The organism is Halomonas sp. M20 (assembly GCF_020622265.1).
Classification (GTDB): domain Bacteria; phylum Pseudomonadota; class Gammaproteobacteria; order Pseudomonadales; family Halomonadaceae; genus Modicisalibacter.
This window is the reverse complement of record NZ_JACNMQ010000005.1, coordinates 21,361-36,885: the sequence shown is the minus strand read 5'-3', so window position 1 is coordinate 36,885 and position 15,525 is coordinate 21,361. Positions and strand designations below refer to the sequence as shown.

Here is a 15,525-nt window from a genome sequence, read left to right as displayed (position 1 = left end):
ATCCGCCTTTTCTACGCCAAGGCAATGAAGAAGCCGGCAATCGTCGCGGACATCAGGTTGGAGAGCGTGCCCGCCAATACTGCCTTGAGACCCAGGCGGGCGATATCGTGACGGCGGCTCGGGGCGATGCTGCCAAGCCCACCCAACAGAATGGCGATGGACGACAGATTGGCGAAGCCGCACAGGGCAAACGACAGAATCGCCACGGTATGCGGGGTAATCATCTCGCCCGTGGCCGCCACTACCGTCTCGCCGTCGATATAGGGTGCCAGGTTGACATAGGCGACGAATTCGTTGAGTACCAGCTTCTGGCCGATGAAGGAGCCCGCGAACACAGCCTCATCCCAGCCCACCCCCAGTAGAAACGCCAGGGGCGCGAACAGCCAGCCCAGGATCAACTCGAGACTCAGCGACTCCATGCCGAACCAGTCCCCAATGCCGCCCAAGATGCCGTTGATCAGCGCAATCAAGCCGATGAAGGCCAATAGCATGGCACCAACGTTGGCTGCCAGCTGCAGGCCCGAGGAGGCCCCGGCGGCAGCGGCATCGAGCACGTTGCTTGGCTGATCCTGCTCCTCGATCACCTCATTGGCTTCATTCACATCGTCCCCCACCTCCCGGGTCTCGGGGATGATCAGCTTGGCGAACAGCAGTCCCCCCGGTGCGGCCATGAAGGAAGCCGCCACCAGATATTCCATGGGAATCCCCAGGGCGGCGTAGCCCGCCAGTACCGAACCCGCCACCGAGGCGAGCCCGCCGCTCATCACCGCGAACAGCTGGGATTGCGTCATGCCGGCGATAAAGGGGCGCACCACCAGTGGCGCCTCGGTCTGACCGACGAAGATATTGGCCGTGGCCGAAAGCGACTCTGCCCGAGAGGTGCCAAGCGCCTTCTGCAGCGCGCCCCCGAGAATACGCACGACCCACTGCATGATGCCCAGGTAGTAGAGTACGGCGGTCAGCGAGGCGAAAAAAATGATCACCGGCAGCACCTTGATCGCGAAGACGAAGCCGACCGACTCCACGTTGGCCAACCCGCCGAACAGGAAATCGATGCCGTCGTTGGCGTAGAGCACGACCTGGCTGACCGCATCGGAGACTGCCTTGAGCACCGCCTGGCCGAAGGGCACGTAGAGCACGAAGGCGCCGATACCCGCCTGGATGGCGAAGGCGACGCCCACGGTACGCAGGCGTATCGCCCGCCTATTGGTGGAGAACAGCAGCGCAATGAGAATCAGGGTCGCCATCCCAACGAGGCTCATGATCAATGTCATGGGAAAGTCCTTTTTCTACAGAAAATTGTATTTGAGGGTGTAGATCATGGCGTTCTGATAATGGTCGGCGGTACCCAACTTGTTATTTGAATAGCGATATTGCACACCGGTAGTGATCGCCTCCACGGGGTGCCACCACAGGGCCACGGCGCCGTTGGTACCGACACTGCCGGCCGGGCCGTTGACGTAGTTACGCGACAGGTAATCGTCGTCTCGGTCGAAGGTCTGCTCGTGCCAGTTGGTCACACTCAGGTTTTCACCAAAGGCCTCGAAGCCATAGCCCAGCACCCAGCCGAGCATGTAGCCATTCTCGCCACTGTAGCCACCGGACTGGCTCTCTACCCAGGCCTTGCCCAGGAAAGGCTTGAACCACAGCCCATTATCGAAGGTATGGCGGTATCCCAGGCCAACGATGCGATCCTGCTCCTCGCTGTTGTAACCGTAGTCCCGAAAGTCGTAGACGTGAAAGTAAAGCGAGAAAGGCGTCTCGCCCAGATAGATATGCGAGGTGACCTTGGCGGCGCTGCGTCGATTGTCGCGACCGTCTTCCTCGCTGGTATCGTTCTGCGGGTTCTCGAAATCGTAGAAACCATAGAACTCTCCCCAATCGAAACCGATACCGCCTTCGAGTTCAAGGTAGAAGAAGTCGCCCTTGGCGGCATTATCGGCGGTGCGCGCCTCGGTACCATCCGACCAGTCGAGGTAATTGATCGACAGGTTGGCGAAAGACCAACGCGGCGTAAGAGGCCCCTCGGCCTGCACCGGGGAAGCGACGAAAGAAAGGATGCCAGCAGCAACTGGCAAGACGGCAGCAGATCGAGGAAGGAACTTGGGCATGGCGGATTCCACTTTTGTCGTTGTAATCAGCGAATTTGCTGTTCACGCAAAAGCGATTCGCAGCTCCCGAAGTGGAATTTATAGCATCAGGTGTTACTTTTCTAACAAAAATGGGTTCTGTGAACGCCCACACGACACCAGAGAATCCGGATAGCAGCAACGAACACGCTAGAATCGACCACCTACTGTCTGGATTTCTATCAAATGAGCCTTCGCCGCGACTGAGGGCCAGGATCGAGTCGAGATGCGGGACTGGGCAGTAGCAAGCGCATCAAGAACCCTCACCCTTCTCTTTGCGAGCGAGATTATCGATGGGCCTGCGCCCCAGCCCCTTGATCACGAGATTGCGAATACCCCGCAGCGGCGGATAGAGCAGGCGCGCGCGCCGAGGCGAGCGAAATATCCAGTGATTGAGACGGTTGAAGACGCCCGAGCGGCTACTCATCAGTGCCACCCGTTGCATCGCTTCGTCACCGTGATACAAGTTGCCATTCAGCTTGAGCACCATGCCCTGGTCGATATCCAGTCCGGCGTGGTTGATTTCTTCCATAATGGCGGGCTTTTCCCGGGCATCGACCAGCTTGAGACGATCGACAGTTCCCCGTAATCGCACCAGACGAGCGTAGTTGGCACAGAAGGGACACTGGCCGTCGTAGATCAGCACTGCGTCGTCACTCATTGCTTTCCCTAACGTTTTCTTTTGAGAATCGTACCCTTATCGCCGGCGGCGAAGACATCGCCTTGGCCGGTTACTCGCACCGCGCGCAGGCCGGTGGTGGTGCCAGCGTTCTCCGGCTGCCACTCTCCGCCTTCATAGCGCAGGATATTGCCGCCGGTGCCGACGACGTAAGGGCCAACGTCAGACGTGCCGGAAATTGCCAGCAGATCGTCCCGGGCTCGGGCCGGGGTCAGCATCCAGCGCGTGCCATCGAAATGCCCCAGGGTGCCGGAAAGCCCGACGATGAAGATGTTGCTCAGGCTATCCCCCCACACATCGTAGAGGAAATTTTCGGTACCGGCGTGAAACTCCGCCCAGTTGTCGCCATTCCAGCGCAAGATCAAACCGAAGTCGCCCACTGCCAAGATATGATCGTCGTCCATACCCCAGATATTGTAGAGCGCGGACTTGGTGCTACTGATCATGCGCTGCCAACCCAGGCCGTCCCAATGCAGGATCAGCCCTTCGTCTCCCACCGCATAGATCGAGTTCGGCCCGGTGCCCCACATGGCCAGAATGGTGATATCCAGATGCAGGTCGTAATGCTTGTCCCACCGCTCGCCGTCGAAGCGAAATATCTGTCCCATCTGCCCAGCGGCATACAGGCCGCCCTGCCCGGCATCCCATACACAGTGCACCGAGAGTTCACTGGGGGCCGGCAGTGTTTCCCAGCGGTTGTCGCCATTGTCGCCTTGGCCTTCATTTGCATGACGCAGTACCGTGCCGCTCTCGCCGCAAGCGTAGAGCGTGCCATCCGGGCTGGCCCAGAGGCCCCAGAGCTGACGCTGGGTACCGGAGTCCATGAGTTCCCAGTCGATGGCCTGTTCGGCATCGGGGTCGACCTCCGGCGCCAGGGCCTGGGTAAAGTCCGCCGCCGCGGTCATGATGGTGCCGAAATCACCCACCGCCAGGGCTTCCCCGGTAGGCAGCGGTACGATATCCATCAGATCGTGACGGTTGTTGCTTTGCAGCTGGTCGAGCCTGCTGCCCTTCAGACTGTCCTTGAGATAGTAGAGATGCCCCTGATCACCAACGATCAGCACGCCGTCCTTGTAGGTCTTGAGAGAGCGCAGCCGCGGCATGGGCTTGTCGACTTGAACGTTCTCGAAACGCCCCTTTTGATAACGTACCAATTCGCCACGAAAACCGTTCTGGTCGATGAAATAGCGCCCACCGGCCAGCAGCAATTCATCGTCACCAAGCGCCAGCACGGTCATGAAGCCCGAACCGAAGGGGCACTCGAGCTGGTGCCACTGGCCGTCGCCGGCGCTAGTGAGCACCGTGCCTTCGCCGCCTACCGCATAGAGCTGGCCATTGGGGGTGCGCGTAATGCCGCGCAGATTGATCGTGGTCCCGCTGGCTTCGCGCCGCCAGGTATCGCCATCGAGGGTCAGGATCATGCCGTCGTCGCCTACCGCCCAGGCGCGGCCTGCCTCGTCGCCGATGATGGCGAACAGCGGGGTGTTTTCCTCGCAGGGAGCGAAGCGCTCGGTTTTCTCATCGATGATGCCGCCACGCTGTAGGTGCCATTGGTCACCATCGAAATGCAGGATGGACCCCATCCAGCCCACCGCGTAGAGCCGCAAGCGATCGTTGCCCCAGATGGCGTGCAGCGGCAACTGTATCGGCGTTTCCATGTGATGCCACAGGCTGCCGTCTTCCGCGGGAGTGCCATCGAAGTGCAGGATCATGCCTTCGTCACCCACCACGAACACTTCATTGCTGGATGCCCAGCCGGACCACAGCACATCGCCATCGCCGGCGCTGACTTCCGGTACTCGATGCCAGGGCGCCTGATGCGGCGCTTCGGGATCGCCGCCGCCGAGCAGATCACGAAATAGGCGACGACGCTCAGGGTTGGTTGCAGTGCCGGTTATGGCCATGTAATTCCTTATTTATCGCTGTCATCATAACTGGATGAATCGACGGAAACATCGGCACCGGAGAGACGTTGCTGCTCGGCGCTCAACATGGCTTCCAGTTCCTGGCGCATGGCGTCGCGCTCTTCTTCGGGAAAACCCGCCAGAGCGTCTTCCAGATCGGAAGACTCGAGATTCTTGTCAAACGCATCCCCCAGGGAGTGCACCGCAGCCTGGGAGAACGCCGACTGGGCCTTCGTGATGCAGGCTTCCACCACCGGGGTGAATGCCTGGGCGGCGGGGCTCTGAGGATGCGCGACCACCACTGGCGTGCCCAGGTCCGAGCCCGAGGCAAGTTCCAATGCCAAGGGGATCTGGGTCAAGGATTCAATACCGGCCTTGGCAAGGCTTTCCACCAGATGATCCCGGGGGAAAAGATGAAACTCACCGCTGCAGTGTGGGCAGGTGATGCCGGACATGTTTTCCACCACGCCCAGCATCGGCAGGCCCCGCTCATGACAGAAGCGCACGGCTTTCAAGCTGTCCATCAGCGCCACGTCTTGCGGCGTGGTGGCAAGCAAGGCCGAGACATTCGCGCCTTCCAGCATGTCGGAAAGCGTAATCAGTTCGTTGCCGGTGCCCGGGGGCATATCGACGATCAGGAAATCCAGCTCGCCCCAGTCAAAGGAGCCCACCAGATGATGCATGAAGTCATGCTTGTAGGCGTCTCGCCATACGATGGGCGTATCGTCGCTTTCCATCAGAAAGGCCAGCGAGCCGACCTTGACCGGATGCTCCAAAGCATCGTCAGTGAAATCCTTGGTCGCCAGGCCCTGCTCGCTCAGACGCACGTGCTCGCCGGCGAAGCCGAAGAAGCGACTCTGATTGGGACCGTGGATATCCGCATCCGCCACGCCAACCCGATAGCCGCGCTGAGCCAAACCGGTGGCCAGATTGGCAGACACGGTGCTCTTGCCAACGCCGCCCTTGTTGGCCATTACCAGCACGATCTGATCGATGCACTCAAGGCAACTTTCGATCAGCAGTTTCTCGTGATGGGGCTTGTCCAGGCTGCAGTGGGGCTCATGAGGACAAAACTGACAGGAATGGCCCAGCCCGCAATTCGCCGGGCTGAGCTTGAGTTCCTCGTTATCGCCCGCTGAGTCATTGCCTACGTTGAGGTAGGAAACCGACATTCCGACACCTATTGATTGGACGTTTGAGTGGAGGCCTGAGCCTTGTCATCGTCAAAGGACTTGCCGCCTTCCAGACTATTGTCCAGCAGAATCCATCCTTGAGTGACGTGCTTGTTACCGTCTCGTCCGCCATCCGCCCCCTGCCATACGGCGAAGCTGATGGGAATCTGATCCTGGGTCAGGTCGATCTTGTGATCGCCCTCCTCTCCGATTTTTCGCGCCATTACCAGATGCCATTCCTGATCCACGGGTGCACGGCCATCGTTGTACGCGGCGTGTCCGTTGAGCTGCTGATCCGGCAACATGGTCGTACTGCCATAGCCGCCGGCGGCCAGGTCTTCCACATGAAACTCATGGTCCGAACGCCAGTACCAGATATTGACCGGGCTATCCGGCCCCGAGCCCATCATGTAAGAGGTGTCCGTGCTGCCATTGAGGGCGAACTGAATGGCAGCGGCATCGCGAAAGCCGTCGATGGTAGTACCGATGTTTTGGGTGGTGTCCTTCCAGCGCAATCGCACCAGAAAGTAATCCGAGGTGCGGGCGACCTGAAAATACAAGTTCGTGCCGCTATCCGCGTTGAAGCGCAGCTTCGTCGAGGGGTGCACCGGCGGCGCCACGCTCAGATAAGTGCGATAGGCAGGAATTCGATCCCAGATAATGTCGTCCGGGTCATCGATATCCCTCAAATAGATGTCATCCGGTACTCGGCCTATCCTGATAGTATCCCAGGGCTCTACCTCCTGAATATTGGGGTTTTCAAACTCCGAGAACTCCGCCAGGGCGGTGCCGGACAGCGGCAGTCCGATCAGGAGCGCGGCCAGGTAGTTGATTGAGCGCTGCATTATCATCTCTCCTCAATTCCACAGGTTCTGATCGGGAACGCGGCCCTTGATCGCGGCGTCCTTGGCCTTTTCATCATAAGGCCCCACTCTTGCCTCGAGCTCGACCAGCTGGTTCCTTGCCCACTCTGGCAGGTCCTCGATCAGGCGTATCAGGGTCGCATCCAGGATCAGCCTTTTTTCGCTGCCGGCCTTTCGTTGAATGGCCGCAAGCAGCGGCACCAGATGCCGCTTGATAAAGTCCCGTTGCGCGAGACGATAGGGGTTCGCCTCCTTATGCTGCGCAAGCGCCTGAGCCTCCAGATGGGTCAATACCGCCATGAACTCGAGCATGGCGCTCAGGTGATCCGGCTCTTCGGTCAGCCCCTCGTCCCCCACGGCGGCCTGCAGGCCAAAATGCTTGTAGAAGGCCTGCACGTTCAGCAGGAAGGTGGGACGCGTCTGGCCCTTGAGCAGCTCCTCGTACTCTCCTGCCACCAGTGCTACCTGCGGCTTACCTTTCTGACCATGACGAAAAGTGCTGATATAGCCCGATTCCAGTTCGGCAAAACTGCTGCTTGCCGGCTGGCATGGCCAGGGGCGACCGGTGACCGCCTGCCAGGCGCTATCCAGCGCCTGGTTGAAGCTGCCGTCGGCGAAGGCCTGCTGGGTTTCCGGCAACGGATGGCCGAAGGCTACCGCCGCCAAGCGGTAGATCGTGCTCTTGGCTTCCGCGCGGGCGGGAGAATCCACCGAAGGCAGTCGTTGAGCTGTCGTCATGGTGTCGCCCTCAGCTCAACTTGAACATTTCGGCGTGCTTGAAGCCGATCAGCGTATCCATCAGCTCGCTCTCCCGGCCTTCGTTCTTAGCCTTGCGCTCACGCTTGATGGTCTCCAGCACCTCGCCGACCCGTTCGCCGAACAGGCTTTCCAGGTACGCAAGCGGTATACGCGGCTCATCCAACTCCTCGCCGTTGGGGCCGAACTTCGAAGAAGACATCGGCGGCACATAGAAGACGTTGGGCTGGGTGCCCCACTCCGGATGCAGCGGCAAGGCGACCTTGTACTTTTCCACCAGAGTGTGAATCGGGCCTTCCTCGTCGTCGCGATAGCCGATCCAGCGAATCCGACCGACACACTGGCGGGCACAGGCGGTGGCCAGGCCCTTTTCGATCCTTGGATAGCAGAAGATGCACTTCTCAGACTTCGATATTTCCTCGTTGAAGTAGACCTTCTTGTAGGGGCAGGCGTTGACGCAGTAGCGATAGCCTCGGCAGCGCTCCTGGTCCACCAGTACGATGCCGTCTTCCTGGCGCTTGTAGATGGCGTTACGCGAACAGGCCGCCAAACAGGCCGGGTTGGCGCAGTGGTTGCACAGACGCGGCAGGTAGAAGTAGTAGCTGTTGGGGTAGTCCCCCTCGCCCTGATCTTCATCCCAGTTGGCCCCCCAAGTAGGCTTGACGTTGGGACGCAGCCAGGGATCGGTGCCGGTCATCAGGGCTTCTTCATAGTTGTATTCCCAGGGAATACCATAATCTTCCAGCGTAGGTTGCTTGCTGAGCTTCAGCGCCCCGTCCTTGTCGAAACCGCCGCCCATCTTCTGGTAGCCCCGGGGATAACCTTCCCCAGGCATGGTCTCGACGTTGTTCCAGTACATGTATTCGCGACCGCTGCGGTTGGTCCACATCAGCTTGCAGGCGGATGTGCAGGTCTGGCAGCCAATACATTTGTTCAGGTCCAGCACCATGCTGATTTGACGTTTTACGGCCATGATTTTCTCCTCTCGCGCCGGTCAGGATCAGCTGAAGCTGATGTCTTCGGGTTTGGCCAGTTCGATGTCGTAGCTGCCCTCGTGCGCCAACTGGTTGGCGTTCCACATCGCATACTTGAAGCCTAGATGTCCCCAACCGCCGGCCATTTCGAGCGGCTGCAGGAAGGTCGCCATGGAGTTGTTCATGGGCTTTCTTTGAATGTACTGATGCGGCTCCCAGCCGTGCTCCATCATGATCGTGTTGGCGGGAATACTCGGGTAGAACTTCGCCTGGGCGAAGAACTCGCCGTTGGCGTTGAACAGCCGCACGGTATCGCCGTCCTTGATATTTCTCTCATCCGCCAGCTGAGGATTGATGTAGATGTTCGGTTCACCTCGCTGCAGGCGCAGCATGAACTTGTTTGACCGCCAGTTGGAGTGGATACCCCAGCGGGTGTGAGGAGAATAGAACGCCAACGGATAGTTCGATGCTGCCGGTCCGGCGGTTCCGCGCCCGGTGGGTACCGCAGCCCCCATCTTCATGAACCACGGATGATCACAGTAGAAGGTGATACGTCCGGTCAGGGTATCGTAGGGCTTCTTGGTATCGGTCTGAGCGGTAAAGGGATTGTAGGGCTCGTCTTTTACCAGGGGCTGATTGGTGCCGGCCTTTTCGTTCAGCACGATAAAGCCTTTCTCAGCTGCCTCTTCAATGGTTATGTCACCGTACTCCGGTGAGTTTTCCACCATCCACTTGGTCACGTCATAATCAGTCATCAGCTTGCCATTCATGGTGAAGTCGTCATGAATGGTATGCAGGTCCCGGGTCACGTCACCGTCCTCGATAGCGCCAATACCCCGAGCGATAGCCCGCTCCTGAATCTTCTTGGTCAAAAGCGCCATGATTTCCCAATCCGGCTTGGATTCGAAGATCGGCTCTACCGGGCGAGTGAACACGTTACAGAAGCGGTGGAACCCTTGAGTACGCAGATCCCAGGCCTCGTAGTGGCTGGCCGCGGGCAACACGTAATCCGCCCATTCCGCGGTGGAGTCCAGACGCACGTTGACGTTGACGTAGAGTTCGCTTGCCTGCTCCAGATGCACCCGGCGGTACTCGTCGACGTACTTGTTGCGCCGGAAGGTGTTGTCCGCCACTGAGATCATGCCCTTGATCTCGCCGTAATAGGGCATCCAGCCCTTATCGATGGACTCCTGCATCATCTCTTCCATATCATCGAGATCGAAGCCCACCGCCTCCTTGAGCTTGGCGTTGTCGAAATGCTTGCGCGCGCCCTTGATCATGTTGCCGCGCTTGAATTCGCCGATGCCACCGGCTTCGTAACGGGGCAGCTTCTTGCCGCCGAAGTTGGCAAGCTCCGTCCAGCGCGGGTGGTTCCACACCACCCAGGAGGTATCCAGGCCGCCGGTCTTGCCGCCGTGACCGGTCAATGCCAGCGCCAGCGCATAGCCCCAGCCGGTGAACAGGCAGTTGGAATAGAAGGATGTGATGTAGCCCAGCATGACGATGGCCTTGCGCGCCTCGGCCATGCGACGCGCCTCGCGACGCACCATGTCCGCATTCAGCCCCGTGCGGGACTCGGTGTCTTCCGGCGGGAACTTGGCAGCCTCTTTCTTGACGAACTCAAAGACGGTGGCAACTGCAATACCGTCGAAATCGAACTCACCCTCGATGGCGGGATCGACGCCGTCGAGCTTGATGGTCTTGTCCGTGGAGCCCATGGAGCCCTTGACCTTGACCGGCTTGTTGCTGTTGAGATCCCAGTGGTAGAAGATTTCCTCGGAGCCGCCCTCTTCCATATCGGATTCCCGCAGCATCTTCTGGTTGTCGCTGCGCACCAGAATCGGAAGATCCGTCTGCTCCTTCATGAACTCGGGCTTGTAGAGCTTTTCCTCGATGATCACATTGACCATGGAGATGGCAAGGTAAGGGTCGGTGCCGTGCTTGATGGGCATCCACAGGTCGGTGTGAATGGCGCTGGGGTTCATGTCCGGTGCGGTGGAAACGATACGCGCGCCGTTATGCTGCGCTTCCCAGATATAGTGAGCATCCGGGATACGAGTGGCATTGGGATTGATCATGCCCAGCAGGATGTAATCCGCATCGAACCAGGCATCCGAGGTGAAGCTTTCCAGCGGGTTGCCATAGGCCAGGTGCGCCCCGGTGTTCAAGTCGCCGACCACGGTGAAGCCGTCGAGCTGAATGCCGCCGACCAGGCAGGAAAAACGGTTGCCCGCGGATTGGCGTACCATGGACTGATTGCCGGAACCCTGGTGGGTCTTGAGCTTGCCCGGGCCATATTTCTCGAAGATATCGATGATCTTGTCGGCGATTTCTTCCGTGGCCTGATCCCAGGATACACGCTGCCACTTGCCCTCGCCGCGTTCACCGGCACGCTTGAGCGGATAGTGCACGCGATCCGCCTCGTACATGGCGGCGGAGTGGATGGCACCCTTCTGGCAACCCCGCGGGTTGGCATCCGGCACCTTGGAATTGACCTGAGGGTACTTGGCGATCTGCTCCTCGCGGATCACGATGCCATCTTTTACATAGACGTCCCAGCCGCAGTTGCCCATGCAGTTGATACAGTGAGCGGCGTGGCCAATCTTGTCCCAGTCCCACTCGTTGCGGTACAGATCTTCCCAGCCACGATAAGGATATTCTTCGTTCAGGCTGTCGCCGATGGGCTCGAGGCGATTGAGCGCCCAGACGTTACCGCTGAGCAGCACGCCGGTGCCGGTTAGTCCCATGCCTTTCAAGAAGTCACGGCGCTTGAGTTTCCACATCCCCATGGTTCTCTCCTCATCATTGGCGAGTCTGCAGGGACTCACCTGTCATCATTTTTATGGCCAATTGGGATGGCATGGATGAACCGTACCTATAATTTATTTATAAATCAGATACCTACGATCATCACCATATAGATCGATATGCCAATATCCTATCGGGCAAGCCAACTTTAATTTAGGCTAATATTAAGCTTGCTAACGCAAGGCCTGAGCTAGTCGGTTATTTTTTGATTGGCGAGGCACTACTACTTAAGTTGTGCTGTAGTTTAGCAGTGCGAGGGTGGAAGTGGTGTCAGATGAGCCTGCGAATAGTCCCTTTCTGCACTAAAATTGATTTGCGTCAAATTACGCAACGTTTGCTTGCTGACCAGGCGTTCATCCTAGTTTCTTGCTCGGTTCGTTAGCCCGAAATTATTCAGTGGCTATCAACAACATGCTGCCGAAATAGATAGCCACTGAATTGCTCAACAAATCAGTGATCGCCAGTCCAGCTGACCTGGAAAGACTTCATGAAGGGTTTGCCATCCACCATGACGGGTTTATCCACATCGGTATTATCCGGGCCGAATTCGTACTCGCCTTCCTTGCCCGTATCTTCATGCAACATGACGAAGATCTTTTCACCGGATTCCATGTCCCTATCCAACACGATCCCGATGCGCTCCTGAGACCCTTTTTTTATCTGGGTGTGGCCGATGGCCTTTGTATTCGGCTTGCCTTCGTCATCTGCCTCGTGGGCCACCACAAACCCATCGACATTCGATACGAGCGTGGCAATGGTGATATCGCCACCTGGTTCCTGAAGTTCGATTTCCATGCTCGGTGCACCGCCTTCACTAGCCATTGCCGCCCCCATGGGTAGCAACATCAAGCTCGCGAGTAAGGATGCGCTGACAATTTTCATCGTTTACCTCCTTGTGATTAGCTTCTCATTACAGTGTAGCCTCTTTCCGCAGACACGCTCTGACGTGTCTGCGCTTGATCCTGTGACTCAGCTTCATGACCCAATTTCATGACCTAACTTCATGACCCAACTTTATAGCCCAGCCACGTCACACTGATGCCCAGGGGCTATTTCAGTTGCATTGTTTACCCACACTTCGACCAGCCGCAGCCCGCGTAACAGGTAGGGCAACCATCCATCATGATCAACTCGCCACGGCATTCCGGACAGTGGCCGACCACCGGCGCTCCGGCACCGCTGCCGCTTTGGGTCGCCGCAGGCGCCTCGTCCTTCTCCTCTACCGGTGGTTGCCAGGGCTGACCGTTCATCAGGCGCTGGGCGTGAACCCGAGCCAGCTCGTCCACCGGCACCTGGATGCCATCGGCGTCGACAAACCCACGCCGGTGAAGAATCTGCTGCAGCGACCAGGCGATCGCCGCCACCTCGGAGTCGTGAAACATGGGCTTGTTCCAGCGGTTCATGCCGCAGCGTACCAATCCCTTGTCCCAGGCCACCTTGCGCAGATCCGCCAGGGCCTGGGTGACATAACCGCCCCGGGCCGCCAGGGACAGGCTTCGCATGGTAGCGGTGATCCATTGATGCTCGCTGGAAAGCTGGCCCGAGGGGAAGAAGAACTCCACCGGGCGTTCGATGACTACCTGCTTGCCATTGAGCACCCCTTCCACCGGCATGAAGGCCACCAGCACATAGACCTTCTTGCGCCCTTCGGCGCCGACGTAGGAGATCTTTTCAGAGACCGCTTCAAGCGTGCCTTCCGGGCGCGATGGAATGCGCAGCGTCAACGGGTCCTCTTCGCTTAGCGGCAACTCTGCCTGCAGTCCTGTCTGCAACCCTGCCTTCGATTCGGCTTGGGGCTGCTTGACGCGGTAACCCACGATCTTGGATTTGATTTCGACGGCCATCACAAGGCTCCTCTATAAACGGGCATAATGCTGAATCCACGGTACGTTGGGGCGCTGTCACCACTTGCCATAGTTGCCTTCCTTCAACGCATCGTAGAGGTTGGCGACATTGTGTTCCTCGCCGTCGTAGACCACTTTCTCATTGCCTGAAAGCTCGATGGACTCGCCGTTTTCCAGCTCGAACACATAGGTGGTGTTGTTCAAGTCTTCTTCCCGCACCAGCACGCCCTGTATGCTCTCGGGATTGAAGCGGAAGGTGGTGCAGCCCTTGAGCCTGCTTGCGTAGGCATCCAGATAAAGATCCTTGAACGCCTCGTAAGGGAAGTTCGTGGGCACGTTGACGGTCTTGGAAATGGCCGAGTCGATCCAGGTCTGGGCTGCCGCCTGTACCGCCACATGCTGTTTTGGCGTCACCGAATCCGCGGTAATGAAGTAATCCGGCAGATCGCTTTCCACCGCCTCGGCGGCCACGAAATGCCGATAGGCGGCAAGCTCGAAGGAGACGACCTCGACCTGCTCCTTGGTCTTCTTGCCGGCTTGAATGATGTTGCGATAGTAGCGATGCGAGAACGACGGCTCGATGCCGTTGGAGGCATTGTTACCCAGCGACAGGCTGATGGTACCGGTGGGCGCAATGGACGAGTGATGGGTAAAGCGCGCGCCATGCTCGGCGAGCGCCGCCACCAGCTCCGGCTCGACTTCGGCGATCTTCTGCATGTAGTTACTGTAGCGGGCATGCAGGATACGCCCAGGCACCTTGTCACCGATCTCGTAGCCGTCTTTTGCCAGCTGCGGGCGCTCGCGCATCATCTTCGGGGTGATCTCGATCTCTTCGGCCAGGATCGGCGCCATACCCTTCTCCCGAGCCAGCTCGAGCGCCACCTTCCAGCCTTCGAGAGCGAGCGTCTGGCTTACCTCATCGGTAAAGGCTAGGGAGTCATCGCTGCCGTAGCACATCTTGAGCATGGTCATCGTCGAACCGAGACCCAGGAATCCCATGCCATGGCGTCGCTTGGCCTCGATCTCGCGCTGCTGACCGGGCAGTGGCAAGCCAGCGATCTCCACCACGTTATCGAGCATGCGGGTAAAAATGGCCACCACCTTGCGATAGCGCTCCCAGTCGAAGCGCGGATTGTCGCCAAACGGCTCGATCACGAACCGGGTCAGGTTGATCGATCCCAGCAGACACGCCCCCTCTGGCGGAAGTGGCTGTTCGCCGCAAGGGTTGGTCGCCCGGATCTCCTCGCAGAACCAGTTGTTGTTCATGCGGTTGACCTGATCGATGAGGATGAAGCCGGGTTCGGCGAAGTCGTAAGTGGAGGACATGATGGACTCCCACAGCTCGCGAGCCTTGATTACTTCGACGATGCGACAGGCCACCCGGCCTTCGTCGTCGACGGTGTAGCCTGGCTCGATCACCGGCCAGTCGCGATAGATCAGCTCATCTTGCTTCACATCCTCCTTTTCACCCGGGTGCAACGGAAATGCCAAAGGCCAATCCGCGTTGTTCTTGACCGCTTCGATGAACTCATCGGTGATCAGAAGACTCAGGTTGAACTGACGCAGTCGCCCGGCCTCTCGCTTGGCCTCGATGAACTCCTTGACATCCGGGTGACCGACATCGAAGGTCGCCATCTGAGCCCCGCGCCGACCGCCGGCGGAAGCCACGGTGAAACACATCTTGTCGTGCACGTCCATGAAGGCCAGCGGCCCATTGGTGCCGGCCCCGGCACCGAACACGAAGCCGCCCTTGTGGCGCAGGGTGGAGAACTCATAGCCGATGCCACAACCCGCCTTCAGCGTCATGCCCGCATCCACCACGGAACCGAGAATGTCCTGCATGGAGTCGTGGATAGTACGGGATACGGTGCAGTTGATCAGGCTGACCGCAGGCTTGTAATCCTCGGCGCCGGCATTGGAGAGAATGCGCCCTGCGGGAATGGCGCCGTTTTCCATGGCCCAGCGAAATTTCTCCAGCCACTCGGGGGCTTTGTCGCCTTCGACCGCAGCCAGGGCGCTGGCCACGCGCTCGTAAGTCGCCCGAACATCCTTGTCGACAGGCCGTTGGTGACGATCCTTGAGGCGATACTTGGAATCCCAGATATCCCGGGAAGGTACCTGCAACGGTACCTCATTGGATGTCTTGACGGCTTTGGCGGAAGTGCTCATGAGGAGAAATCTCCAAACATTCTGAAATTAAGAAAAACCGGAGCCACAGCTGGCCCATCGGCAAAATCTGAGTAAAAATCTAATCGAATGCAATCATTTTTCTGATTGCTCAAGGTGCTTGAATGCTGGCCATCCTAATCACCCTGGCCTCTATCGATCATGATTCACATCAAGAAAGTGTTATTTCTTACCGGCAAATATACACACTACATATGGGCTCCATAATG

At 58.4% G+C, this 15,525-nt stretch carries 12 protein-coding genes; all 12 read right to left on the bottom strand.

What is annotated here, in order from left to right; all coding sequences use genetic code 11:
- Positions 1-11: 11 nt before the first annotated feature.
- The 12 genes from H7850_RS13315 to H7850_RS13260 all read right to left on the bottom strand — a co-directional run bounded on the left by H7850_RS13315 (position 12) and on the right by H7850_RS13260 (position 15,298).
- Entirely contained in the window at positions 12-1,274 is a 1,263-nt protein-coding gene (locus tag H7850_RS13315; RefSeq protein WP_227370079.1) for a NupC/NupG family nucleoside CNT transporter, read from the bottom strand.
- Between the two features lie 15 nt (positions 1,275-1,289).
- Positions 1,290-2,111 (bottom strand): outer membrane protein OmpK, encoded by an 822-nt coding sequence (locus H7850_RS13310; RefSeq protein WP_227370078.1) that lies wholly within the window; start codon positions 2,109-2,111, stop codon positions 1,290-1,292.
- Between the two features lie 271 nt (positions 2,112-2,382).
- Positions 2,383-2,790, bottom strand: a complete 408-nt coding sequence (locus H7850_RS13305; protein WP_227370077.1) for a DCC1-like thiol-disulfide oxidoreductase family protein — start codon at positions 2,788-2,790, stop codon at positions 2,383-2,385.
- 8 nt (positions 2,791-2,798) lie between these two features.
- The gene (locus tag H7850_RS13300; RefSeq protein WP_227370076.1) at positions 2,799-4,712 is read right to left on the bottom strand and encodes a WD40/YVTN/BNR-like repeat-containing protein; all 1,914 of its coding nucleotides are present in this window, start codon (positions 4,710-4,712) and stop codon (positions 2,799-2,801) included.
- A gap of 8 nt (positions 4,713-4,720) precedes the next feature.
- Positions 4,721-5,884 carry an Mrp/NBP35 family ATP-binding protein gene (locus H7850_RS13295; protein ID WP_227370075.1) on the bottom strand — a complete coding sequence of 388 codons (1,164 nt, stop codon included), beginning with the start codon at positions 5,882-5,884 and terminating at the stop codon, positions 4,721-4,723.
- Positions 5,885-5,892: 8 nt separating this feature from the next.
- The gene (locus tag H7850_RS13290; protein WP_227370074.1) at positions 5,893-6,729 is read right to left on the bottom strand and encodes a dimethylsulfide dehydrogenase; all 837 of its coding nucleotides are present in this window, start codon (positions 6,727-6,729) and stop codon (positions 5,893-5,895) included.
- Between the two features lie 12 nt (positions 6,730-6,741).
- Complete coding sequence (locus H7850_RS13285; RefSeq protein WP_227370073.1) at positions 6,742-7,485, bottom strand: molecular chaperone TorD family protein; 744 nt, start codon at positions 7,483-7,485, stop codon at positions 6,742-6,744.
- A 10-nt stretch (positions 7,486-7,495) separates the two neighbouring features.
- Positions 7,496-8,476 carry a chlorate reductase subunit beta gene (gene clrB, locus H7850_RS13280; RefSeq protein WP_227370072.1) on the bottom strand — a complete coding sequence of 327 codons (981 nt, stop codon included), beginning with the start codon at positions 8,474-8,476 and terminating at the stop codon, positions 7,496-7,498.
- A gap of 27 nt (positions 8,477-8,503) precedes the next feature.
- Positions 8,504-11,266: a molybdopterin-dependent oxidoreductase gene (locus H7850_RS13275; protein ID WP_227370071.1), complete on the bottom strand. Its 2,763-nt coding sequence runs from the start codon at positions 11,264-11,266 to the stop codon at positions 8,504-8,506.
- A gap of 469 nt (positions 11,267-11,735) precedes the next feature.
- Complete coding sequence (locus H7850_RS13270; RefSeq protein ID WP_227370070.1) at positions 11,736-12,167, bottom strand: hypothetical protein; 432 nt, start codon at positions 12,165-12,167, stop codon at positions 11,736-11,738.
- A gap of 185 nt (positions 12,168-12,352) precedes the next feature.
- Positions 12,353-13,129 carry a ribonucleoside-diphosphate reductase gene (locus tag H7850_RS13265; protein WP_227370069.1) on the bottom strand — a complete coding sequence of 259 codons (777 nt, stop codon included), beginning with the start codon at positions 13,127-13,129 and terminating at the stop codon, positions 12,353-12,355.
- A 57-nt stretch (positions 13,130-13,186) separates the two neighbouring features.
- Positions 13,187-15,298, bottom strand: a complete 2,112-nt coding sequence (locus H7850_RS13260; protein WP_227370061.1) for an adenosylcobalamin-dependent ribonucleoside-diphosphate reductase — start codon at positions 15,296-15,298, stop codon at positions 13,187-13,189.
- Positions 15,299-15,525: the final 227 nt, after the last annotated feature.

Excerpts from the sequence above, each read along its gene's own strand:
- clrB (WP_227370072.1), bottom strand. The coding sequence starts at position 8,476 with ATGGCCGTAAAACGTCAAATCAGCATGGTGCTGGACCTGAACAAATGT.
- H7850_RS13265 (WP_227370069.1), bottom strand. The coding sequence starts at position 13,129 with ATGGCCGTCGAAATCAAATCCAAGATCGTGGGTTACCGCGTCAAGCAG.
- H7850_RS13290 (WP_227370074.1), bottom strand. The coding sequence starts at position 6,729 with ATGCAGCGCTCAATCAACTACCTGGCCGCGCTCCTGATCGGACTGCCG.
- H7850_RS13305 (WP_227370077.1), bottom strand. The coding sequence starts at position 2,790 with ATGAGTGACGACGCAGTGCTGATCTACGACGGCCAGTGTCCCTTCTGT.
- H7850_RS13295 (WP_227370075.1), bottom strand. The coding sequence starts at position 5,884 with ATGTCGGTTTCCTACCTCAACGTAGGCAATGACTCAGCGGGCGATAAC.
- H7850_RS13275 (WP_227370071.1), bottom strand. The coding sequence starts at position 11,266 with ATGGGGATGTGGAAACTCAAGCGCCGTGACTTCTTGAAAGGCATGGGA.
- H7850_RS13315 (WP_227370079.1), bottom strand. The coding sequence starts at position 1,274 with ATGACATTGATCATGAGCCTCGTTGGGATGGCGACCCTGATTCTCATT.
- H7850_RS13260 (WP_227370061.1), bottom strand. The coding sequence starts at position 15,298 with ATGAGCACTTCCGCCAAAGCCGTCAAGACATCCAATGAGGTACCGTTG.
- H7850_RS13310 (WP_227370078.1), bottom strand. The coding sequence starts at position 2,111 with ATGCCCAAGTTCCTTCCTCGATCTGCTGCCGTCTTGCCAGTTGCTGCT.
- H7850_RS13270 (WP_227370070.1), bottom strand. The coding sequence starts at position 12,167 with ATGAAAATTGTCAGCGCATCCTTACTCGCGAGCTTGATGTTGCTACCC.
- H7850_RS13300 (WP_227370076.1), bottom strand. The coding sequence starts at position 4,712 with ATGGCCATAACCGGCACTGCAACCAACCCTGAGCGTCGTCGCCTATTT.
- H7850_RS13285 (WP_227370073.1), bottom strand. The coding sequence starts at position 7,485 with ATGACGACAGCTCAACGACTGCCTTCGGTGGATTCTCCCGCCCGCGCG.